The sequence below is a fragment of the Enterobacter cloacae complex sp. ESBL7 genome (genome assembly GCF_041679625.1).
GTDB classification, from domain to species: Bacteria; Pseudomonadota; Gammaproteobacteria; order Enterobacterales; family Enterobacteriaceae; genus Enterobacter; species Enterobacter asburiae_B.
This window is the reverse complement of sequence record NZ_JBGORN010000006.1, coordinates 125,353-144,727: the sequence shown is the minus strand read 5'-3', so window position 1 is coordinate 144,727 and position 19,375 is coordinate 125,353. Positions and strand designations below refer to the sequence as shown.

Below are 19,375 nucleotides of genomic sequence, written 5' to 3'. Positions count from 1 at the left end.
CCGGCGTAGTGCTCTGGGGAAGTCTTGGGATGATGATGCCGTTTTTCAGGGGGCAGGATGGGTAAACTAACGCTGCTGTTGCTGGCTTTGCTAATCTGGCTGCAATATTCGCTGTGGTTCGGTAAGAACGGACTGCACGACTATAGCCGGGTGAGCGATGACGTCGCGGCTCAGCAGGCAACAAACGCCAAACTTAAGGCGCGAAACGATCAACTCTTTGCTGAAATTGATGACCTCAATGGCGGGCAAGAGGCGATTGAGGAACGCGCACGCAATGAACTCAGTATGACTAAGCCGGGCGAAACCTTTTATCGTCTGGTTCCGGATGCGTCTAAACGCAATCAGGGCTCAGCACAAAACAATCGATAATCAGGCCCAGGATTACGACATGGCAGTAACTTTTTCGGACGTATGCGCCGTGGTGCCGGCCGCAGGTTTTGGCCGGCGCATGCAGACAGAATGTCCCAAGCAGTACCTCTCTATTGGCGATAAAACGATCCTCGAGCACGCCGTGGCCGCGCTGCTGGCGCACCCGCGGGTGACGCGTGTGATCATCGCTATCAGCCCTGGCGATGCGCGCTTCGCGCAGCTGCCGCTGGCAAATCATCCAAACATTACCGTCGTTGACGGTGGCGCCGAGCGCGCCGATTCCGTGCTGGCGGGCATTCAGGCCGCCGGAAACGCGTCGTGGGTGCTGGTGCATGACGCAGCGCGTCCGTGCCTGCATCAGGACGATCTTGCGCGCCTGCTGGCGCTGAGCGAAACGAGCAAGGTTGGCGGGATTCTGGCCGCACCGGTGCGCGACACCATGAAGCGCGCCGAGCCGGGCAAACAGGCTATCGCCCACACCGTCGATCGCGTCGATTTATGGCACGCGCTGACGCCACAATTTTTTCCCCGCGAATTACTCCACGACTGCCTAACGCGTGCGCTTAAAGAAGGTGCGACCATCACGGACGAAGCCTCCGCGCTGGAGTATTGCGGTTTCCACCCTGAGCTTGTTGAAGGACGCGCTGATAATATTAAAGTGACGCGTCCGGAAGATTTACAGCTTGCGGAATTTTATCTTACCCGTTCGACCCATCAGGAGAAGGCATAATGCGAATTGGACACGGTTTTGATGTACACGCTTTTGGCGGAGAAGGCCCAATTATCATTGGCGGCGTGCGCATTCCCTATGAAAAAGGACTGCTGGCGCATTCTGATGGCGACGTGGCACTGCATGCGCTGACCGACGCGCTGTTGGGCGCTGCCGCGCTGGGTGATATCGGCAAGCTGTTCCCGGACACCGACCCGGCATTTAAAGGGGCGGACAGCCGCGAGCTGCTGCGCGAAGCATGGCGCCGCATCCAGGCGAAAGGCTACACCCTCGGCAACGTCGACGTGACGATTATTGCCCAGGCCCCGAAAATGCTGCCGCATATTCCGCAGATGCGCGTGTTTATTGCAGAAGATCTGGGCTGCCATATGGACGACGTGAACGTCAAAGCGACGACGACCGAGAAGCTGGGCTTTACCGGGCGTGGCGAAGGGATTGCCTGTGAAGCCGTGGCGCTGCTGCTGAAGGCGAGCAAATGACGGACTTCGACAACCTGACGTACCTGCACGGTAAACCACAGGGGAACGGGGTGCTGAAAGCCAGCCCGGAAGATTTCCTCGTGGTGGAGGATCTGGGCTTTGAGCCGGATGGCGAAGGCGAACATATCCTGGTGCGTATTCTGAAAAATGGCTGCAATACCCGCTTTGTGGCCGACGCGCTGGCAAAATTCCTCAAAATCCATGCCCGCGAAGTGAGCTTTGCCGGACAGAAAGATAAACACGCCGTCACGGAACAGTGGCTCTGCGCGCGCGTTCCCGGCAATACGATGCCTGATTTAAGCAAATTTGAGCTTGAAGGCTGTAAGGTACTGGAATTCGCCCGCCACAAGCGCAAACTGCGTCTGGGGGCGTTGAAGGGGAACGACTTTACGCTGGTGCTGCGTGAAGTGTCTCACCGCGAAGACGTTGAAAAACGTCTGAACGCGATCAGTGAACGCGGCGTACCGAACTACTTTGGCGCGCAGCGCTTTGGCATTGGCGGCAGCAACCTGCAGGGTGCGCTGCGCTGGGCGCAAAGCGATGCCCCGGTGCGCGACAGGAATAAACGCAGTTTTTGGTTGTCGGCGGCCCGCAGCGCGTTGTTTAATCAGATTGTGAGCGAAAGGCTGAAAAAACCGGACGCGAATCAAGTTGTTGTTGGCGATGCGCTACAATTAGCGGGACGCGGGAGCTGGTTTGTGGCAACGGCCGAAGAAATGGCCGATGTGCAGTCGCGCGTGGACGCAAAAGCGCTGATGATTACCGCCGCGCTGCCCGGTACGGGCGACTGGGGAACGCAGGGCGACGCGCTGGCTGCCGAGCAGTTAGCCGTAGCGGATGCGCCAGAATTGCAATCCTTGCTGGTGCGGGAAAAAGTCGAAGCGGCACGCCGCGCGATGCTGCTCTATCCGCAGCAGTTAAGCTGGAACTGGTGGGATGACGTGACCGTCGAGTTACGCTTCTGGCTACCGGCAGGTAGCTTTGCCACCAGTGTTGTCAGGGAACTTATCAACACCTCGGGTGATTATGCGAATATTGCTGAGTAACGATGACGGTATCCACGCGCCAGGCATTCAGACCCTGGCGAAACACCTCCGCGAATTCGCGGACGTGCAGGTCGTGGCGCCCGATCGTAACCGCAGTGGAGCGTCTAACTCTCTGACGCTGGAGTCGTCGCTTCGCACCTTTACCTTTGAAAATGGCGATATTGCCGTGCAGATGGGCACGCCAACCGACTGCGTTTTTCTGGGCGTGAACGCGCTGATGCGGCCGCGTCCGGATATCGTTGTTTCCGGCATTAACGCCGGTCCTAACCTCGGCGATGACGTGATTTACTCCGGTACCGTGGCGGCCGCAATGGAAGGGCGCCATCTGGGGTTCCCGGCGCTGGCGGTCTCGTTGAACGGCCACACGCACTACGACACCGCCGCCGCGGTGACCTGTTCGATCCTGCGGGCGCTCGGCCGCGAGCCGTTGCGTACCGGGCGCATCCTCAACATCAACGTGCCGGATCTTCCTCTCGATGAAATTAAAGGCATTCGCGTCACCCGTTGCGGAAGCCGACATCCTGCCGATCAGGTGATCCCGCAGCAGGATCCTCGCGGCAACACGCTTTACTGGATTGGCCCTCCCGGCGATAAGTGCGATGCGGGTCCGGATACCGACTTTGCCGCCGTGGATGAAGGCTATGTTTCGGTTACCCCGCTGCACGTAGATTTAACCGCGTATAGCGCGCATGATGTGGTGTCGGGCTGGCTGGATCGCGCAGGAGTGAACGCGCAATGGTAAACAAACGTGTACAAACTCTTCTGGAACAACTCCGCGCGCAGGGGATCCGCGACGAGCACGTGCTTGAAGCGCTTGCTCAGGTTCCGCGTGAGAAATTTGTAGACGAGGCGTTTGAACACAAAGCGTGGGAAAACGTGGCGCTGCCCATCGGACAGGGCCAGACGATTTCGCAGCCTTACATGGTGGCGCGCATGACGGAGCTGCTGGAGCTGACTCCCGACTCCCGCGTGCTGGAGATTGGCACCGGGTCGGGGTATCAGACCGCGATCCTGGCGCATCTGGTTCATCATGTATGCTCCGTTGAGCGGATTAAAGGTTTACAGTGGCAGGCGCGTCGTCGCCTGAAACAACTTGATTTACATAATGTTTCGACACGACACGGTGATGGATGGCAGGGTTGGAAGGCGCGCGCGCCGTTTGACGCGATCATCGTGACGGCGGCCCCGCCTGAAATTCCTGCGGCCCTGTTGTCGCAGCTGGATGAGGGGGGGATTCTTGTTCTGCCCGTCGGGGACGAGCAGCAGCTTTTGAAGCGCGTTCGTCGGCGCGGCGGCGAGTTTATTATCGACACCGTGGAAGCCGTGCGCTTTGTGCCTCTGGTAAAGGGGGAGTTGGCCTGAGACTCGGAATTATCCAGGGTTATTAAGGCAAATTCAGCGTATGGTGTGGCGCGAAAGATTCGTGCCATCACGGTAAATTTTAAGTCACTGGTAGTTAACACATTCCTGGGGGATAAATGAGCGCGGGAAGCCCTAAATTCACCATCAGCCGTGTTGCGGCATTATCACTGGTTTCGCTCTGGCTGGCAGGCTGTACAAGTTCTAATAACGCGCCTGCGCCCGTCAGTTCTGTCGGCGGAAACAGCGGCTCGGGTAACACGTCCGGCGGAATGTTGATCACTCCTCCGCCTAAAATGGGTACCTCTACGGCGCAACAAAATCCGCCAATCCAGCCGGTTCAGCGTCCAATGACGCAGCCGACGCAGATTCAGCCAGTGGAACAGCCTGTTCAGACCCAGAATGGCCGCATAGTCTATAACCGTCAGTATGGGAACATTCCGAAAGGCAGCTATACCGGTGGCAGCACCTATACCGTGAAACGCGGGGATACGCTGTTCTACATTGCGTGGATTACCGGGAACGATTTCCGTGACCTCGCGCAGCGCAATAACGTCCAGGCCCCATACGGTCTGGAAGTCGGGCAAACGCTCCAGGTTGGCAACGCGACGGGCACGCCGCTTACGCCTGGCAACACCGTTTCAGCGGCCGATGTGACGGCTCAAAATAACAGCGTTAAGCCTGCACAAAAATCCACCACGGTGGTTGCTTCACAACCTGTAATTACGTATTCTGAGGATTCAGGTGATCAGACTGCTAACAAAATGTTGCCGAATAATAAAGGGACTGCGACTGTTGTCACAGCACCGGTGACGGCACCTGTGGTTAGCTCTACTGAACCGACTGCCAGCAGTATGACCTCCAGTTCGCCAATCTCTGCATGGCGCTGGCCAACTGACGGCAAGGTTATCGAGAACTTCTCTTCCTCCGAGGGGGGAAATAAAGGGATCGACATCGCAGGGAGTAAAGGACAGGCTATCATCGCGACCGCAGACGGGCGCGTTGTGTATGCCGGTAACGCTCTGCGCGGTTACGGTAATCTTATTATCATCAAACATAACGATGATTACCTGAGTGCCTACGCCCATAACGACACAATGCTGGTCCGGGAACAACAAGAAGTTAAGGCGGGGCAAAAAATCGCTACCATGGGTAGCACCGGAACCAGTTCTACACGCTTGCATTTTGAAATTCGTTACAAGGGGAAATCCGTAAACCCGCTGCAGTATTTGCCGCAGCGATAATTTGACGGGGCATGCCAGCCAGGGTGTCTCGTTCAGGGATCACGGGTAGGAGCCACCTTATGAGTCAGAATACGCTGAAAGTTCATGATTTAAATGAAGACGCGGAATTTGATGAGAACGGAGTAGAGGCTTTTGACGAAAAAGCCTTAGTAGAAGAGGAACCCAGTGATAACGATTTGGCTGAAGAAGAGCTGTTATCGCAGGGTGCCACACAGCGTGTACTGGACGCGACTCAGCTTTACCTTGGGGAGATTGGTTACTCCCCACTGCTAACGGCCGAAGAAGAAGTCTATTTCGCACGTCGTGCTTTGCGTGGTGATGTAGCCTCGCGTCGTCGCATGATTGAAAGTAACCTGCGACTGGTCGTGAAAATTGCCCGCCGTTACGGCAATCGTGGTCTGGCTCTGCTGGATCTGATTGAAGAGGGCAACTTAGGTCTCATCCGCGCAGTTGAGAAGTTTGACCCGGAACGCGGGTTCCGTTTCTCAACCTACGCGACCTGGTGGATTCGTCAGACCATCGAACGGGCTATCATGAACCAGACCCGTACGATCCGCCTGCCGATTCACATCGTCAAAGAGTTGAACGTTTATCTGCGCACCGCGCGCGAGTTGTCCCATAAACTGGACCACGAGCCAAGCGCAGAAGAGATTGCTGAGCAACTCGATAAACCGGTTGATGACGTAAGCCGTATGCTGCGTCTCAACGAGCGCATTACCTCCGTTGACACCCCGCTGGGTGGCGACTCCGAAAAAGCGCTGCTGGACATCCTGGCCGATGAAAAAGACAACGGTCCGGAAGACACCACGCAGGACGATGACATGAAGCAGAGCATTGTCAAATGGCTGTTCGAACTGAACGCCAAACAGCGTGAAGTGCTGGCACGTCGTTTCGGTTTACTGGGGTATGAAGCTGCGACACTGGAAGACGTCGGCCGCGAAATTGGCCTGACCCGTGAACGTGTTCGTCAGATTCAGGTTGAAGGTCTGCGCCGCCTGCGTGAAATCCTGCAGGGGCAAGGTCTGAACATCGAAGCGCTGTTCCGCGAATAAGCAACCTTTCGTCAAAAAAGGCCCGTCGTGAGACGGGCCTTTTTCTTTTGCGCTACGGCTTAGCCGTTTCGTGCAGCAGACGCCACACTATCCGATCGCCTTCCTGATTGAGCACCGAGGTTGACCAGCGCACGTTGACGGGCAGGTCCGGCCGGGTTTGCGTCTCCTGGTAGTGGAGCACCGCGCCACGATCCCAGCGCTGGATCGTGGACAATTCGTCAATGACGATCTTCAGTCCTGGACGGCTTCCGCGCTGGTTTTCCAGAAAACTGGCAAGACCGATATAGTCGATCTGAACGCCGCCCGGCGGGATCATCAGAAAATCCGGGCTGAAGCGGGCGAGCAGGGCGTCGGGATCTCCTTCACCTTTGCCTAACCAGTTTTCAAGCGCAATGTGGAGGTCGATAATGTCGTGTTCGAAAGGCGTCATGAATTCTCCTGTCGCAGCTGGGTGAGCACCTGCGTATTGTTAAGACGAAAAACGTACGGTACAGGCAGAAAGGTCATGCCTGCGGCAAAAATAAACATTCCGTGCCATGCGGCGAGCGGTGTCAGCCGGGTCTGCGCCAGGCTAAGCGCCTGCGCCAGCAGCAGGGCGCCGGCAAAAAAGCTCAGCTGCCGATTAAGATTCCACAGCGCGCTGGCATCCGGCATCTCTTCCCGGCGCGTCGTCAGAAAAGCGCTGCTCTGAGCCGTACTGCTGCACAGGCTTCCCCCCGCGCCCATTAAGGTAAACGCAATGGCAGGCAGCAGCGTAGCCGAACTGACGTTAATCAAAAGCAGAATACCCGTCGCCTGCAGCAGGCAGCCGATGACGATCAGCGGTCGGGGGCCGATACGGTTAAAATAGCGTCCCGTTGCCGTGATGGCGATAAACGATGCCACGGACCACGGCAGCATGAGCATCCCCGTTGCGGCTGGGCTCATGTTCGCCACGTGCTGAAGATAAAACATGCCCGTGACGTTCACCCCAATAAACATGCCGGGTACGCAGATATAAACGAGCATGGAAAAACGCAAAAGCGGGTCCGCGAGCAACGACAGGTTTAGCAGTCTGGCCGCTTTCATCGCGGGCATTTCGTGTTTAAGCCACAGGCAGGCCAAAACAAAGGTCACGACAGCGACCGGTAGCGTGGCGAAAAATATCCATCGCCAGCTGAGCGTCTGCACCAGCAGTCCTCCTATCGCAGGAGAGCAGGCCGGGGCAAGCAACGCGACCAGCATCACCGCCGAGGAGAGTCGGGCCCGCTCGTGAGGCTTAAACTGTTGCCAGGTCAGCGCCTGTCCGACGGGGATCAGTAAGCCCCCTCCCACGCCCTGGAGTACTCGCCAGGCGATCAGACTTTCAAGCGTTGCAGACAAGCCCGCCGCAGCGGAGGCAGCGCTGAACAGAAAAAGCGAGAGCAAGATGACTCGCTTTGGCCCGATGCGGCGCGTGAGCACGCTGCTGAACGGGATCACCAGCGTCAGGCCGGCAATGTACCCGTTACTGACCCAGGCAAGGGCTGAAGGCGTGGTGTTAAAGGCGTGAGCAATTGCCGGGAAGGCGACGCTGGCAATGAACATGTTGATCAAATCAAGAAAAAAGCCCAGCAGGTAAACAACGGCGACTTTGCTGCGATACGTCATGGTGGATCCTCCGGTGAGGTGGCGTATCGTATCGATCCGGGAAGCACGGATAAACCTGACAAAGCGCGATATACTGTCAAAAATATTTTGACAGTAAAAGGCGTGATGATGATTAACCTACAGCGAGCGCAGATGTTTGTCGCGGTGGCCGATACCGGCAGTTTCACTGCCGCAGCCGAGGCAATGGGGCTGACAAAAGCCGTGGTCAGCTTCAATATTCGCCAGCTTGAAGATGAGCTGGGCGTTACGCTGCTGCTGCGCTCCACCCGCCGTCTGACGTTAACCGAGGCGGGCGCGCTTTTTCATCAACGCAGCGTGGCGCTTCTGAAGGATGCGGAACGGCTGCAGGATGATGTCCGCGCGAATCATGCGGGGCTTACTGGCGAACTGCGGATCACGACGACGCCCGAGTATGGCTCACAGGTGGTGGTGCCGTTGCTGGCCAGGTTTAGCCAGCAGCACCCGGATCTTCGCGTGCGGCATGTTTCGTCCTCCCTGCACGCCGACCTTATCTCGGAGCGCTTTGACGTAGCTATCCGGCTGGGAACGCTTGCCGATTCGCGCAACCACGCCGCGCTGATTTCGCACTTCTCCATTCTCCCCGTCGCGACGCCCGGGTGGCTCGTTAACCATCCGATCGAAACGCTTGCGCACCTTGCCAACGCGGACTGGATTATTCACGAGCGCCTGGCCTCGCCGCTGCGCTGGCAGGTGAAGGATGCCCGCGGTGCGCCCGAAACGCTGGAGATAAAAAAGGCGCCGCGCCTGTTTGCCGACAGCGCACAGGCTCTTATGGCCTTTGCACTCGCGGGCGGAGGCGTGGCGTTACTGCCGGAATGGCTGGCGCGCGATGCGCTTGATGCGGGAAAACTGGTCCCGGTTTTACCGGGATATACCTTTGCGCTGCAGGGCATCTATGCGGTTTATCCCGATGCCCGGCACGTGACGGCGAAGGTGCGCACGTTTATCGATTTTATGCGCACCAGCGTGAATTAATCGTGCATCATCTTTTTGATGAGCGCAGAGAACTGCTCCCGCTCGGCCTTGTTAAGACGTCCTAAAAACGCCTCATCCACCTCGTTGCCAAGCGGTTTACAGCCTGCAAGCAGGGCTTCACCTTCTGGGGTCAGGAAGACAAACCGGCGGCGCTTGTCGGCCGGATCGTGCTCGCGTTTGACCAGCCCGCGCGCCTCCATGCGGCTGAGCATCTCCGCCAGGGTTGCTTTCGTGCTGACCGCCACTTCGGTCAACGCCACCTGCTCAATACCCGGATGCTCGGCAATAGAGCGCATCACCGCATACTGTGGCTTGGTCAGTTCCGGTAAGGCATGTTGCCACTGCGCGGTATGCTGTTGAAAAAGCTGACGTAACAGGTGGAACGCCTCTTGTCTTAGTTCCATGAACACTCCGACGGAAAAAATCTCCCCCTATGATAGCCGCTATTGCTGTCAATTTTAACGCGGCATCATTTAGCCATTCGTGTGATCGTATGCGAACGATCTTGTCAGGTAAACGATCCTGGAGTAGCTTATTTATAATGTTCGTGCACGAACAAAATATTGAGGTGATGAATGAGATTGATAGTGGGAATGACGGGGGCAACGGGCGCACCGCTGGGCGTGGCGCTGCTGCAGGCGCTGCGGGAAATGCCGGAGGTGGAGACGCATCTGGTCATGTCTAAGTGGGCAAAAACCACCATTGAGCTGGAAACGTCCTACACCGCGCAGGACGTTGCTGCCCTGGCTGACGTTGTCCACAGTCCGGCTGACCAGGCCGCCACCATCTCCTCCGGCTCGTTTCGCACCGACGGTATGATCGTCATTCCCTGCAGCATGAAAACGCTCGCGGGGATCCGCGCGGGCTACGCCGAAGGGCTGGTGGGACGCGCGGCTGACGTGGTGCTGAAAGAGGGGCGCAAGCTGGTGCAGGTTCCGCGTGAAACGCCGCTCAGCACCATTCATCTTGAGAACATGCTTGCACTTTCCCGCATGGGCGTGGCGATGGTGCCGCCCATGCCTGCCTATTACAACCACCCGCAAACCGCAGATGACATTACCCAGCACATCGTGACCCGCGTACTCGATCAGTTCGGGCTGGAGCATAAAAAGGCGCGCCGCTGGAACGGGCTGCGGGAGGCGAAACATTTTTCACAGGAGAATAAAGATGGCATTTGATGATTTGAGAAGCTTCCTGCAGGCGCTCGATGAGCAAGGGCAGCTGCTGAAAATTGAGGAAGAGGTTAACGCCGAGCCCGATCTGGCGGCGGCAGCCAACGCGACCGGCCGCATTGGTGACGGCGCGCCCGCGCTGTGGTTCGACAACATTCGTGGCTTTACCGATGCCCGCGTGGTGATGAACACCATCGGCTCCTGGCAGAACCACGCCATTTCGATGGGGCTCCCTGCGAACACTCCGGTAAAAAAACAGATCGACGAGTTTATCCGCCGCTGGGATAAATTCCCCGTCACGCCGGAGCGTCGCGCCAACCCGGCCTGGGCGCAGAATACGGTGGACGGTGAAGACATTAACCTGTTCGATATCCTGCCGCTGTTTCGTCTGAACGACGGTGACGGCGGTTTTTATCTCGATAAAGCGTGCGTTGTCTCGCGCGATCCGCTCGACCCGGACAACTTCGGCAAGCAGAACGTCGGGATCTACCGCATGGAAGTGAAGGGCAAGCGCAAGCTCGGCCTGCAGCCTGTTCCGATGCACGATATCGCCCTGCATCTGCACAAGGCGGAAGAGCGCGGTGAAGACCTGCCGATTGCGATTACGCTGGGCAACGACCCGATCATCACCCTGATGGGCGCCACGCCGCTGAAATACGATCAGTCCGAGTATGAAATGGCCGGCGCGCTGCGTGAAAGCCCGTACCCGATTGCCACCGCGCCGCTGACCGGCTTCGATGTGCCGTGGGGGTCTGAAGTGATCCTGGAAGGGGTGATTGAAGGCCGCAAGCGTGAAATCGAGGGGCCATTCGGCGAGTTTACCGGACACTATTCCGGTGGCCGTAACATGACGGTGGTCCGTATCGACAAAGTCTCTTCCCGCACCAGGCCGATTTTCGAATCCCTTTACCTCGGCATGCCGTGGACCGAGATTGACTATCTGATGGGACCGGCCACCTGCGTGCCGCTCTACCAGCAGCTGAAAGCGGAATTCCCGGAAGTGCAGGCGGTGAACGCGATGTACACCCACGGTCTGCTGGCGATTATCTCCACCAAAAAACGCTACGGCGGTTTTGCCCGCGCGGTGGGTTTACGCGCCATGACCACGCCGCACGGTCTGGGCTACGTGAAGATGGTAATTATGGTGGATGAGGATGTCGATCCGTTCAACCTCCCGCAGGTGATGTGGGCGCTGTCGTCGAAAGTGAACCCGGCAGGCGATCTGGTGCAACTGCCGAACATGTCGGTCCTTGAACTCGATCCTGGCTCCAGCCCGGCTGGCATTACCGACAAACTGATTATCGATGCCACCACGCCTGTCGCGCCGGACACCCGGGGCCACTACAGCCAGCCGGTACAGGATCTGCCTGAAACCAAAGCCTGGGCTGAAAAACTGACCGCGATGCTGGCAGCACGTCAATAAGGAGGAAAAGATGATTTGTCCACGTTGTGCCGATGAGCATATTGAAGTGATGGCGACGTCGCCGGTAAAAGGGGTCTGGACCGTTTACCAGTGCCAGCATTGTTTGTATACCTGGTGCGATACCGAACCGCTTCGCCGTACCAGCCACGAGTATTACCCGGAAGCGTTCCGCATGACGCAGAAGGATATTGACGAGGCGCCGCAGGTGCCGACGATCCCGCCGCTGCTGTAAAAAAAGCCCGGTGGCGCTGCGCTTGCCGGGCTATAACATCGTGCGGTCTTTTGCCCGGTGGCGCTGCGCTTACCGGGCCTACGGTTTTGTAGGTCGGGTAAGGCGAAGCCGCCACCCGACAAAACAGACCGCAGAAAACTAAACCAGACTCTTCAACCTGTAAATCCACTCCAGCGCCTGACGCGGCGTCAGTGAATCCGGGTCGAGGTTCTCCAGCGCTTCCACCGCAGGCGACGTCTCTTCTGCAGGCACCAACAGCGACATCTGCGTACCATCAATCTGCGTCGCCGCCGCATTCGGTGACAGGCTTTCCAGTTCACGCAGTTTCTGACGCGCGCGCTTGATCACCTCTTTCGGCACACCAGCCAGCGCCGCGACGGCCAGGCCATAGCTCTTGCTCGCCGCGCCATCCTGCACCGTGTGCATGAAGGCAATGGTATCGCCGTGCTCCAGCGCATCCAGATGAACGTTCGCAACCCCTTCCATTTTCTCCGGCAGTTGCGTAAGTTCGAAATAGTGGGTGGCAAACAGCGTCATGGCCTTGATTTTATTCGCAAGGCTTTCCGCACAGGCCCATGCCAGCGACAGACCATCGTAGGTTGACGTTCCGCGTCCGACCTCGTCCATCAGCACCAGGCTGTGCTCCGTCGCGTTATGCAGAATGTTTGCCGTTTCGGTCATCTCGACCATGAAGGTTGAGCGACCGCTCGCCAGATCGTCCGCTGCCCCGACGCGGGTAAAGATACGGTCGATGGGGCCAATCTCCACGTTTTGCGCCGGGACGTAGCTGCCGATATACGCAAGCAGCGCAATCAGCGCCGTCTGACGCATATAGGTACTCTTACCGCCCATGTTCGGACCGGTAATGATCAACATTCTTCTCTGCGGTGACAGGCTCAGCGGGTTGGCGATGAACGGTTCGTTCAGCACCTGTTCTACCACCGGGTGACGGCCTTCGGTTATGCGAATGCCGGGCTTGTCGGTAAAGGTTGGGCAGGTGTAGTTCAGCGTTTCAGCGCGTTCTGCCAGATTCACCAGCACGTCCAGCTCCGCCAGCGCGCTGGCGCTCTGCTGCAGGTCGCCCAGGTGCGGCATTAGCATGTCGAACAGCTCGTCATACAGCTGTTTTTCCAGGGCCAGCGCCTTGCCTTTCGAGGTGAGGACTTTGTCTTCGTACTCTTTCAGTTCAGGAATGATGTAGCGTTCGGCGTTTTTCAACGTCTGGCGACGCACGTAGTGAATCGGCGCCAGGTGGCTCTGCCCGCGGCTAATCTGAATGTAGTAACCGTGTACCGCGTTATACCCCACTTTCAGGGTGTCGAGCCCAAGACGCTCGCGCTCGCGGATTTCCAGCTTATCGAGGTAGTCCGTCGCACCGTCGGCCAGCGCGCGCCATTCGTCCAGCTCCTCGTTGTAGCCCGGGGCAATCACGCCGCCATCACGCACCAGAACCGGAGGCGCATCGATAATAGCGCGCTCCAGCAGTTCGCGAAGCTCGGTAAATTCGCCCATGGTTTCGCGGAGTTTCTGTACCGGCGCGCTGTCAACGTCACTCAGCTGCGCGCGCAGTTCCGGCAGCTGCTGGAAAGCATGACGCATCCGCGCGAGATCGCGTGGTCGTGCTGTTCGCAGTGCCAGACGCGCAAGGATACGCTCCAGATCGCCCACCTGGCGCAGAACCGGCTGCAGCTCGGTATAGCGATCCTGCAACGCGGCAATCGTCTGCTGACGGCAAACCAGCGTCTCGGTATCGCGGATCGGCATATGCAGCCAGCGTTTCAGCATGCGGCTGCCCATTGGCGTTACCGTACTGTCGAGGACCGACGCGAGCGTATTTTCTCCGCCACCCGCCAGGTTCTGCGTGATCTCCAGGTTACGGCGCGTGGCGGCATCCATGATGATGCTATCCTGCTGGCGCTCCATGGTGATAGAGCGGATATGCGGCAGGGCGGTGCGCTGGGTATCTTTCACGTACTGCAGGAGACAACCGGCCGCACACAGCCCGCGCGGTGCGTTTTCAACGCCAAAGCCAATCAGATCGCGGGTGCCAAACTGCAGATTCAGCTGCTGGCGCGCGGTATCAATTTCGAATTCCCACAGCGGACGACGGCGCAACCCGCGACGACCTTCAATCAGCGCCATTTCGGCGAAATTTTCGGCATAGAGCAATTCTGCCGGGTTGGTGCGCTGCAGTTCGGCGGCCATCGTTTCACGGTCAGCCGGTTCACTCAGACGAAAACGTCCGGAGCTAATATCCAGCGTCGCGTAGCCAAACCCTTTATCGTCCTGCCACAGCGCTGCCAGCAGATTATCCTGGCGCTCCTGTAACAGGGCTTCATCACTGATGGTGCCAGGCGTGACGATGCGCACGACTTTGCGTTCCACCGGGCCTTTTGAGGTCGCTGGATCGCCGATCTGTTCGCAGATGGCAACGGACTCGCCCTGATTCACCAGCTTCGCCAGGTAGTTTTCTACCGCGTGGTGCGGGATACCTGCCATAGGAATGGGCTCGCCTGCCGATGCGCCACGTTTGGTCAGCGAGATGTCGAGCAGCTGCGATGCACGCTTAGCATCGTCATAAAACAGCTCGTAAAAATCGCCCATACGGTAAAACAGCAGGATTTCCGGATGCTGTGCTTTCAGCTTCAGATACTGCTGCATCATCGGCGTATGTGCGTCGAAATTGTCGATTGTGCTCATGGAGTTATGATGTCCATTTCTTTGAAAATAAACCGTTTTGATGGGCTTAATGGCCGTTTGTTCCTTCTATTGTCGCATGAAAAAAAGGTCCGGCGCAGAAAAATGTCGTGGCTTTACGAGGCATCTTCCGCCATTAATTCGATGACAATTTTTCCATGCTCCACGCCCACCCTGACTCGGGAATGGGTCGTAAACCCCGCCTTTTCAAGCCAGTCACCTTTCAAGCTCAGCGCCGCATGCACGCTGTAGCGCTTTGGTATCTTGGTATTGCGGTCTTCATGGCGCTTTCTAAAATATCCCACTTTCAAATGGCGATAGGGTTTGCCGATCGTGAGCTCTTGCATAGGGTCTCCAGACAACACGGACAAAGGTCATTTCTGATGCTGTATAAAATACCAGTGATTGTTCGCTGGTGCAGGGCTAAAACTGGAATCAGCCTTCAGGAAACGAAATGCAACCGCTGAAATCCAGTGTTGAAAGGTGTATTATCGATGCACTTTATTATTCGGTAATCCGCTATGTCCGGTAAACGCATCTCACGAGAAAAAGAGACCATCGCGAAAATGATCGCGTTGTATGAAAAGCAGTGTCCACAGGCCTCTCAGGAGGAAGGGCACTATCAGGCGCTCAACGCGTATGCCGATAAGCGCCTGGATAAATGCGTTTTCGGTGAGGAAAAGCCGGCCTGCAAGCAGTGCCCCGTACACTGCTACCAGCCTGCCAGACGTGAAGAGATGAAGCAGGTTATGCGCTGGGCAGGCCCGCGTATGTTATGGCGTCATCCTATTCTTACTGTTCGTCATCTGATGGATGACCGTCGTCCCGTGCCGGAACTGCCGGAGAAATACCGTCCGAAAAAGTGATCGGTTCAGCGTCTCAGCGGGCGGCAAATCACCTTCAGGGCCAGCGCGCTGCAGAGCGGGAAGAGGGCAAGCAGTAGCCAGGGATACATCGCCTGCGTTGAGGGCACCAGCGCGCGGTCCAGCAGGCTGCCAAACACCAGGTTTCCTGCCAGTACTGCAATGCCTCCGGCGGTGGCGAGTGCGCCGTAGTGCGCGCCAAGCGTGGATTCCTCCGCAAACCGAGGGATCAGATCTTTAGCCGATGGCACCAGCAGCATTTGCCCCAGCGTCAACAGCGTCACAAAACAGACCGAAGGCAGTAAGCGCAGCCAGCCTTCCGGCGGCGTCATCGGGGCGAACGTCGCCACGCTCGCAAAGGCGGCTGACAGCAGCAAAAATCCCACCGGCAAAATTCTCACCGCGCCCACGCGACGGGCGAAGCGCGCCAGCGGCAACTGTAAGGTGATGATCAGAACGGAGGCCAGCATAAAAAGCGGGCCGAGATCTTTCTCGTTACCGCCAGAACGCTGGATTTCCACCGGCAGCGCCAGATAAAGCTGGTTATAGCTTAACAGCCATGAACTGTAGGCAATGATAAAGGCGACAAAGCGCGGCTGACGGAACGTTGTCCACCAGGGCTGTATTTTCAGCGTCTGTGAACGGTGGCCAGCAGCAGGCAGACAAAAGAAGAGCACCACTAGCGCAATGATAAAGACGCCAGCTCCCGCCAGCGCCACCTGACGAAAGCCGAGGCCGGTGAGCAGAGCGCCAGCAGCCGGGCCCAGTACCGCGCCGAGCTCTCCGCAGACGGCAAAGAGCGCAAACCACTCCGCGCGGCTGCGTTTGCCTTTTGCCTCGCTTTGAGTGCCTGCTTTTGCCAGCAGTGCCTCAATCGAGGGGGAGAATAATGCGCCGCCAACGCCCGTCAGACACGCGCCCAGAATAATCGGCCACAGGGATTCCCCGAAGGCCAGCAGCAGATAGCCTGAAACACGAACAATACAGCCGCTCAGGATAATCACTTTCGCGCCAAACCGGTCCGAGAGCGCACCGCCAACGATAAACATCCCCTGTTGCGAGAAGGTACGCAGGCCCAGGATCAGCCCGATCAGTCCGCCGGAGAGCAGCATGTCGTCGCGCAGGAATATCGCCAGGAAGGGAACGACGGCGTAAAAGCCAATGTTGAAAACAAACTGGCTACCCAGTAAGACGGGCGGCCAGAGCGCGGCGGCAGGGCGAAGGGGCATCGTCGTTCACTCGCCCCTAAACGATAAAGTGGATGTGCTTTTTGCCATGGAACGGCGAGATCTCAATTTTGGTTTTGACCCGGAAGACATCCCACAGCAAAGACTCGGATAAGATATCCTGCGGTGTCCCCGTCGCCACAATTTGTCCTTTCTGCATCACAATCAGCGAGTCGCAGAACATCGAGGCGTGGTTGAGATCGTGGATAGCGACAATGCTGGTGACCGGTAATTCGCTGATCAACTGCATCAGCTGCATCTGATGATGAATGTCGAGGTGGTTGGTCGGCTCGTCCAGCAGGATTTCCGTTGGGGTCTGAGCCAGCGCGCGGGCAATATGCACCCGCTGGCGCTCTCCGCCGGAGAGGCTCAGCCAGCCCTGATCGCTTTTATCCAGCATATCCACGCGCTGCAGGGCGGCGGTGACGGTTTCGTCATCGTGGTTGCTCCAGTTGGAAAAAGCGGAGTGGTGCGGAATACGCCCGAGTTTCACCACGTCCCGCACGCGCATGTTGGCGTCCGTCATGCCGTGCTGCTCGACGAAGGCGACCCGGCGCGCCAGCTGCTTTTTGGCGATGCGGGAGATGTCCTGGCCGTCCAGGGTAACGCAGCCAGCATCCGGGCGGCGCAGACCAGCCAGAATGCGCAGAAGCGATGATTTACCGCAGCCGTTAGGGCCAAGCAGCCCTACCGTTTCGCCCCGTGACACCTTCAGCGAGACGTTGTTAACGATGACCTTTTTGCCGACCTTCCAGGTAATATTTTCAGCGCAGATACTCATCACTTATTCCTTGAACGGTAGATAATCACGGCAAAGAAAGGCACGCCAACCAGCGCGGTGACCACGCCGACGGGCAGGCTTTGCGGCGCAATCAGCATGCGCGAGGCAATGTCTGCCAGCACCATCAGGATCGCCCCTGCCAGCGCGCTGGCAATCAGCAGCGTGCGGTGCAGCGGCCCGAACAGGAAACGCATCACGTGCGGGACCACCAGCCCGACAAAGCCGATTGAGCCCGCCATGCTGACAATCGTCGCGGTAATCAGCGCGGTAGTGGTAAAGAGCGTCAGGCGCACCCACGGGACGGCAATACCTAAAGAGGCGGCGGCGTCATCACCGAACGTGAAGGCATCCAGCGCCCGGGAATAGTAGAGGCAAACGGCTAATCCAGTCAGCACCACCACCAGTGCCAGCTGGAATTCAGGCCAGCGAACGCCGCTGAAGCTGCCCAGCAGCCAGAACATCACGTCGCGCGCCTGCTGCGCGCTGGCGGAGGTGCTGATGGTGTAGGCCGTAATGGCGTTGAACAGCTGTGAGGCGGCAACGCCAGCCAGAATGGTACGTTCATTTCCCCCGCGCGCGCCGTTCGTCAGAAACGCGACAAACGCAAAGGCGGCGAACGCCCCGGCAAAGGCCCCGGCAGACAACGACACCGCACCCGTGCCAATCCCCAATACGATGACCGACACCGCTCCGGTTGAGGCACCTGCCGACACGCCGAGCACGTAAGGTTCCGCCAGGGCGTTCTTCAGCAGGCTCTGCAATACGGCACCGCAGATAGCCAGCCCCGCGCCGCAGCAGGCCGCCACCAGCGCGCGGCTCAGGCGAAAGTCCCAGATCACGCTCTCATAGATGCGGGTGAGCGGAACCTCGGTGAGCCCCATTTTATTGCTGATGGCGTAAAACACCTTATCCAGCGGGATGGACAGCTCGCCGACGCTGACGCTCAGCGCGATCGTCAGAAATAACAGTACCAGGGCGAGCAAACCCGAGGTCGTCAGAACCAGGCTCTGCCGGGCCTGAAGAACGGCGGTTGTCATCAGTTCAGCCCCAGCTTTCTGAGCTGTTCGCCGACCTGCTCAGCCCCGTAAATCGTACGGATCGTCGGGTTCATCGCCTGGCCGTCCATCACCACGATATGGCCTTTTTTCACCGCGTCCAGCTGGCTGACCGCCGGATCGCTCTTCAGGAATTTGATTTTTTCTTCCGCGTTATCCAGCGCCCAGCGGTTGCGGTCCAGGCTGGACACCACAATGACATCCGGATTGGCGGCAATAATGCTTTCCCAGCCTACGGTTGGCCATTCGGTCTCGGACGTAATGGCGTTATGGCCGCCCATCAGGCTGGCGATAAACCCGGAGGGGCTATTTTTACCGCCGACGTAGGCGTCAGCAGAAGGGGACGAACTGGAGAACCAGAAGACAAACGAAAGGTCTTTTTTACTCTTGCCGAATTCCTTACGCAGGTCGGCCTCGCGTTTTTTGAAATCGGCAATAACGGCCTGACCGCGGTCTTCAACGTTAAAGATTTTGGCGAAATCCTCAATCTCTTTATAGAGATACGTCATATCCCACAGCTTCTGGCGGCTGCCGTACATATCGCCTGTGGCTTTTTTGGTCGCGCACATGCCCGGCGACACGTAGCTGTTCACGCCCAGGGTCATCAGGTCTTCGCGTTTTGCGACCTTACTTTCAGGCCCCAGCAGCAGCGGGGACTGCGCGGGGACAAAGTCAGGATTTTGCGCAAGAACGGATTCAAGGGTCGGGATTTCGACCGTCAGGGTTTTGATTTTTGCGTTCTGTTCCGCCAGCTGCGGCAGCACTTTGGTCGGCCAGAAGGCGCTGGCCTTCACCTTATCTTCCAGGCCCAGCAGGAGCAAAATTTCGACGGTGTTCTGGCCCAGGGCCACGACGCGTTCCGGCGCTTTGGCGAACGTCTCTTTGTAGCCACAGTTTTCAATCGTCAGGGGATAGGTGGTTGCCAGAGCAGAACCGACCGACGCAATCGCCAGGCCTAACGCGCAGATGACCTTTTTCATGAAACGCTACCCTTCATTAAAATTATTATTGATGCAAATGAA

22 protein-coding genes are annotated in these 19,375 nt (G+C 57.8%); 13 read left to right on the top strand and 9 right to left on the bottom strand.

The genetic code is table 11. From position 1 onward, the window contains the following. Window positions 1-57: 57 nt before the first annotated feature. The 8 genes from ftsB to rpoS all read left to right on the top strand — a co-directional run bounded on the left by ftsB (window position 58) and on the right by rpoS (window position 6,279). Window positions 58-369 (top strand): cell division protein FtsB, encoded by a 312-nt coding sequence (gene ftsB / locus ACERY3_RS18935; protein WP_008499609.1) that lies wholly within the window; start codon window positions 58-60, stop codon window positions 367-369. A 19-nt stretch (window positions 370-388) separates the two neighbouring features. After that, on the top strand, window positions 389-1,099 hold the full coding sequence (gene ispD, locus ACERY3_RS18930; RefSeq protein ID WP_058841070.1) for a 2-C-methyl-D-erythritol 4-phosphate cytidylyltransferase: 711 nt from the start codon (window positions 389-391) through the stop codon (window positions 1,097-1,099). After that, window positions 1,099-1,578 carry a 2-C-methyl-D-erythritol 2,4-cyclodiphosphate synthase gene (gene ispF, locus ACERY3_RS18925; protein ID WP_029741541.1) on the top strand — a complete coding sequence of 160 codons (480 nt, stop codon included), beginning with the start codon at window positions 1,099-1,101 and terminating at the stop codon, window positions 1,576-1,578. The genes ispD and ispF overlap by 1 nt, the downstream gene beginning before the upstream one ends. Further along, window positions 1,575-2,624: a tRNA pseudouridine(13) synthase TruD gene (gene truD, locus ACERY3_RS18920; protein WP_033146407.1), complete on the top strand. Its 1,050-nt coding sequence runs from the start codon at window positions 1,575-1,577 to the stop codon at window positions 2,622-2,624. The genes ispF and truD overlap by 4 nt, the downstream gene beginning before the upstream one ends. After that, window positions 2,605-3,366 carry a 5'/3'-nucleotidase SurE gene (gene surE, locus ACERY3_RS18915; RefSeq protein ID WP_023308990.1) on the top strand — a complete coding sequence of 254 codons (762 nt, stop codon included), beginning with the start codon at window positions 2,605-2,607 and terminating at the stop codon, window positions 3,364-3,366. The genes truD and surE overlap by 20 nt, the downstream gene beginning before the upstream one ends. Beyond that, the gene (locus ACERY3_RS18910) at window positions 3,360-3,986 is read left to right on the top strand and encodes a protein-L-isoaspartate(D-aspartate) O-methyltransferase (protein ID WP_023333224.1); all 627 of its coding nucleotides are present in this window, start codon (window positions 3,360-3,362) and stop codon (window positions 3,984-3,986) included. The genes surE and ACERY3_RS18910 overlap by 7 nt, the downstream gene beginning before the upstream one ends. 116 nt (window positions 3,987-4,102) lie before the next feature. Next, the gene (gene nlpD / locus ACERY3_RS18905; RefSeq protein ID WP_033146405.1) at window positions 4,103-5,227 is read left to right on the top strand and encodes a murein hydrolase activator NlpD; all 1,125 of its coding nucleotides are present in this window, start codon (window positions 4,103-4,105) and stop codon (window positions 5,225-5,227) included. Window positions 5,228-5,286: 59 nt separating this feature from the next. After that, a complete protein-coding gene (gene rpoS, locus ACERY3_RS18900) occupies window positions 5,287-6,279 on the top strand; it encodes an RNA polymerase sigma factor RpoS (RefSeq protein WP_008499600.1) in 993 nt (330 codons plus the stop codon). A 52-nt stretch (window positions 6,280-6,331) separates the two neighbouring features. Here the strand turns inward: rpoS and ACERY3_RS18895 are convergent, their stop codons facing one another. Then, on the bottom strand, window positions 6,332-6,709 hold the full coding sequence (locus tag ACERY3_RS18895; protein WP_221703026.1) for a DUF4440 domain-containing protein: 378 nt from the start codon (window positions 6,707-6,709) through the stop codon (window positions 6,332-6,334). Beyond that, the gene (locus ACERY3_RS18890; protein WP_373226246.1) at window positions 6,706-7,908 is read right to left on the bottom strand and encodes an MFS transporter; all 1,203 of its coding nucleotides are present in this window, start codon (window positions 7,906-7,908) and stop codon (window positions 6,706-6,708) included. Before ACERY3_RS18890 ends, ACERY3_RS18895 begins: the two co-directional genes overlap by 4 nt. 108 nt (window positions 7,909-8,016) lie before the next feature. Here ACERY3_RS18890 and ACERY3_RS18885 point away from each other — a divergent pair, with 108 nt between their 5' ends. Continuing rightward, window positions 8,017-8,904: a LysR family transcriptional regulator gene (locus tag ACERY3_RS18885; RefSeq protein ID WP_373226253.1), complete on the top strand. Its 888-nt coding sequence runs from the start codon at window positions 8,017-8,019 to the stop codon at window positions 8,902-8,904. Here the strand turns inward: ACERY3_RS18885 and ACERY3_RS18880 are convergent. Next, window positions 8,901-9,308: a MarR family winged helix-turn-helix transcriptional regulator gene (locus ACERY3_RS18880; RefSeq protein WP_033146401.1), complete on the bottom strand. Its 408-nt coding sequence runs from the start codon at window positions 9,306-9,308 to the stop codon at window positions 8,901-8,903. The genes ACERY3_RS18885 and ACERY3_RS18880 overlap by 4 nt on opposite strands. Window positions 9,309-9,479: 171 nt before the next feature. On the opposite strand from ACERY3_RS18880, the gene ACERY3_RS18875 reads away from it, so the two are divergent. The 3 genes from ACERY3_RS18875 to ACERY3_RS18865 are packed head-to-tail and all read left to right on the top strand — an operon-like array spanning window position 9,480 to window position 11,731. After that, entirely contained in the window at window positions 9,480-10,082 is a 603-nt protein-coding gene (locus ACERY3_RS18875; RefSeq protein WP_373226244.1) for a non-oxidative hydroxyarylic acid decarboxylases subunit B, read from the top strand. Then, entirely contained in the window at window positions 10,072-11,499 is a 1,428-nt protein-coding gene (locus ACERY3_RS18870) for a non-oxidative hydroxyarylic acid decarboxylases subunit C (RefSeq protein ID WP_182382627.1), read from the top strand. The genes ACERY3_RS18875 and ACERY3_RS18870 overlap by 11 nt, the downstream gene beginning before the upstream one ends. Before the next feature lie 10 nt (window positions 11,500-11,509). Then, window positions 11,510-11,731, top strand: a complete 222-nt coding sequence (locus tag ACERY3_RS18865; RefSeq protein WP_373226243.1) for a non-oxidative hydroxyarylic acid decarboxylases subunit D — start codon at window positions 11,510-11,512, stop codon at window positions 11,729-11,731. A gap of 138 nt (window positions 11,732-11,869) precedes the next feature. Here the strand turns inward: ACERY3_RS18865 and mutS are convergent, their stop codons facing one another. Further along, window positions 11,870-14,431: a DNA mismatch repair protein MutS gene (gene mutS / locus ACERY3_RS18860; protein ID WP_058841077.1), complete on the bottom strand. Its 2,562-nt coding sequence runs from the start codon at window positions 14,429-14,431 to the stop codon at window positions 11,870-11,872. A gap of 113 nt (window positions 14,432-14,544) precedes the next feature. Then, on the bottom strand, window positions 14,545-14,775 hold the full coding sequence (locus tag ACERY3_RS18855) for a SymE family type I addiction module toxin (protein ID WP_023333217.1): 231 nt from the start codon (window positions 14,773-14,775) through the stop codon (window positions 14,545-14,547). 174 nt (window positions 14,776-14,949) lie between these two features. Here ACERY3_RS18855 and ACERY3_RS18850 point away from each other — a divergent pair, with 174 nt between their 5' ends. Continuing rightward, window positions 14,950-15,294, top strand: coding sequence for a nitrous oxide-stimulated promoter family protein (locus tag ACERY3_RS18850; RefSeq protein ID WP_029739543.1), 345 nt, complete (start codon window positions 14,950-14,952; stop codon window positions 15,292-15,294). A gap of 5 nt (window positions 15,295-15,299) precedes the next feature. Here the strand turns inward: ACERY3_RS18850 and ACERY3_RS18845 are convergent, their stop codons facing one another. From ACERY3_RS18845 to ACERY3_RS18830, 4 genes are read right to left on the bottom strand one after another with little or no spacing between them, the layout of a single operon-like run. Beyond that, complete coding sequence (locus ACERY3_RS18845; RefSeq protein WP_058841078.1) at window positions 15,300-16,520, bottom strand: MFS transporter; 1,221 nt, start codon at window positions 16,518-16,520, stop codon at window positions 15,300-15,302. 16 nt (window positions 16,521-16,536) lie between these two features. Continuing rightward, window positions 16,537-17,298: an ABC transporter ATP-binding protein gene (locus ACERY3_RS18840; protein WP_058841079.1), complete on the bottom strand. Its 762-nt coding sequence runs from the start codon at window positions 17,296-17,298 to the stop codon at window positions 16,537-16,539. Next, complete coding sequence (locus tag ACERY3_RS18835; protein ID WP_373226242.1) at window positions 17,298-18,335, bottom strand: FecCD family ABC transporter permease; 1,038 nt, start codon at window positions 18,333-18,335, stop codon at window positions 17,298-17,300. Before ACERY3_RS18835 ends, ACERY3_RS18840 begins: the two co-directional genes overlap by 1 nt. Continuing rightward, a complete protein-coding gene (locus tag ACERY3_RS18830) occupies window positions 18,335-19,333 on the bottom strand; it encodes an ABC transporter substrate-binding protein (RefSeq protein ID WP_337038032.1) in 999 nt (332 codons plus the stop codon). Before ACERY3_RS18830 ends, ACERY3_RS18835 begins: the two co-directional genes overlap by 1 nt. Window positions 19,334-19,375: the final 42 nt, after the last annotated feature.

Coding starts and splice junctions, on each gene's coding strand:
- ACERY3_RS18870 (WP_182382627.1), top strand. CDS start 10,072: ATGGCATTTGATGATTTGAGAAGCTTCCTGCAGGCGCTCGATGAGCAA.
- ACERY3_RS18885 (WP_373226253.1), top strand. CDS start 8,017: ATGATTAACCTACAGCGAGCGCAGATGTTTGTCGCGGTGGCCGATACC.
- ispD (WP_058841070.1), top strand. CDS start 389: ATGGCAGTAACTTTTTCGGACGTATGCGCCGTGGTGCCGGCCGCAGGT.
- surE (WP_023308990.1), top strand. CDS start 2,605: ATGCGAATATTGCTGAGTAACGATGACGGTATCCACGCGCCAGGCATT.
- ACERY3_RS18890 (WP_373226246.1), bottom strand. CDS start 7,908: ATGACGTATCGCAGCAAAGTCGCCGTTGTTTACCTGCTGGGCTTTTTT.
- ACERY3_RS18895 (WP_221703026.1), bottom strand. CDS start 6,709: ATGACGCCTTTCGAACACGACATTATCGACCTCCACATTGCGCTTGAA.
- ACERY3_RS18865 (WP_373226243.1), top strand. CDS start 11,510: ATGATTTGTCCACGTTGTGCCGATGAGCATATTGAAGTGATGGCGACG.
- ftsB (WP_008499609.1), top strand. CDS start 58: ATGGGTAAACTAACGCTGCTGTTGCTGGCTTTGCTAATCTGGCTGCAA.
- ACERY3_RS18910 (WP_023333224.1), top strand. CDS start 3,360: ATGGTAAACAAACGTGTACAAACTCTTCTGGAACAACTCCGCGCGCAG.
- ispF (WP_029741541.1), top strand. CDS start 1,099: ATGCGAATTGGACACGGTTTTGATGTACACGCTTTTGGCGGAGAAGGC.
- ACERY3_RS18845 (WP_058841078.1), bottom strand. CDS start 16,520: ATGCCCCTTCGCCCTGCCGCCGCGCTCTGGCCGCCCGTCTTACTGGGT.
- rpoS (WP_008499600.1), top strand. CDS start 5,287: ATGAGTCAGAATACGCTGAAAGTTCATGATTTAAATGAAGACGCGGAA.
- ACERY3_RS18840 (WP_058841079.1), bottom strand. CDS start 17,298: ATGAGTATCTGCGCTGAAAATATTACCTGGAAGGTCGGCAAAAAGGTC.
- ACERY3_RS18880 (WP_033146401.1), bottom strand. CDS start 9,308: ATGGAACTAAGACAAGAGGCGTTCCACCTGTTACGTCAGCTTTTTCAA.
- nlpD (WP_033146405.1), top strand. CDS start 4,103: ATGAGCGCGGGAAGCCCTAAATTCACCATCAGCCGTGTTGCGGCATTA.
- ACERY3_RS18875 (WP_373226244.1), top strand. CDS start 9,480: ATGAGATTGATAGTGGGAATGACGGGGGCAACGGGCGCACCGCTGGGC.
- ACERY3_RS18850 (WP_029739543.1), top strand. CDS start 14,950: ATGTCCGGTAAACGCATCTCACGAGAAAAAGAGACCATCGCGAAAATG.
- mutS (WP_058841077.1), bottom strand. CDS start 14,431: ATGAGCACAATCGACAATTTCGACGCACATACGCCGATGATGCAGCAG.
- truD (WP_033146407.1), top strand. CDS start 1,575: ATGACGGACTTCGACAACCTGACGTACCTGCACGGTAAACCACAGGGG.
- ACERY3_RS18835 (WP_373226242.1), bottom strand. CDS start 18,335: ATGACAACCGCCGTTCTTCAGGCCCGGCAGAGCCTGGTTCTGACGACC.
- ACERY3_RS18830 (WP_337038032.1), bottom strand. CDS start 19,333: ATGAAAAAGGTCATCTGCGCGTTAGGCCTGGCGATTGCGTCGGTCGGT.
- ACERY3_RS18855 (WP_023333217.1), bottom strand. CDS start 14,775: ATGCAAGAGCTCACGATCGGCAAACCCTATCGCCATTTGAAAGTGGGA.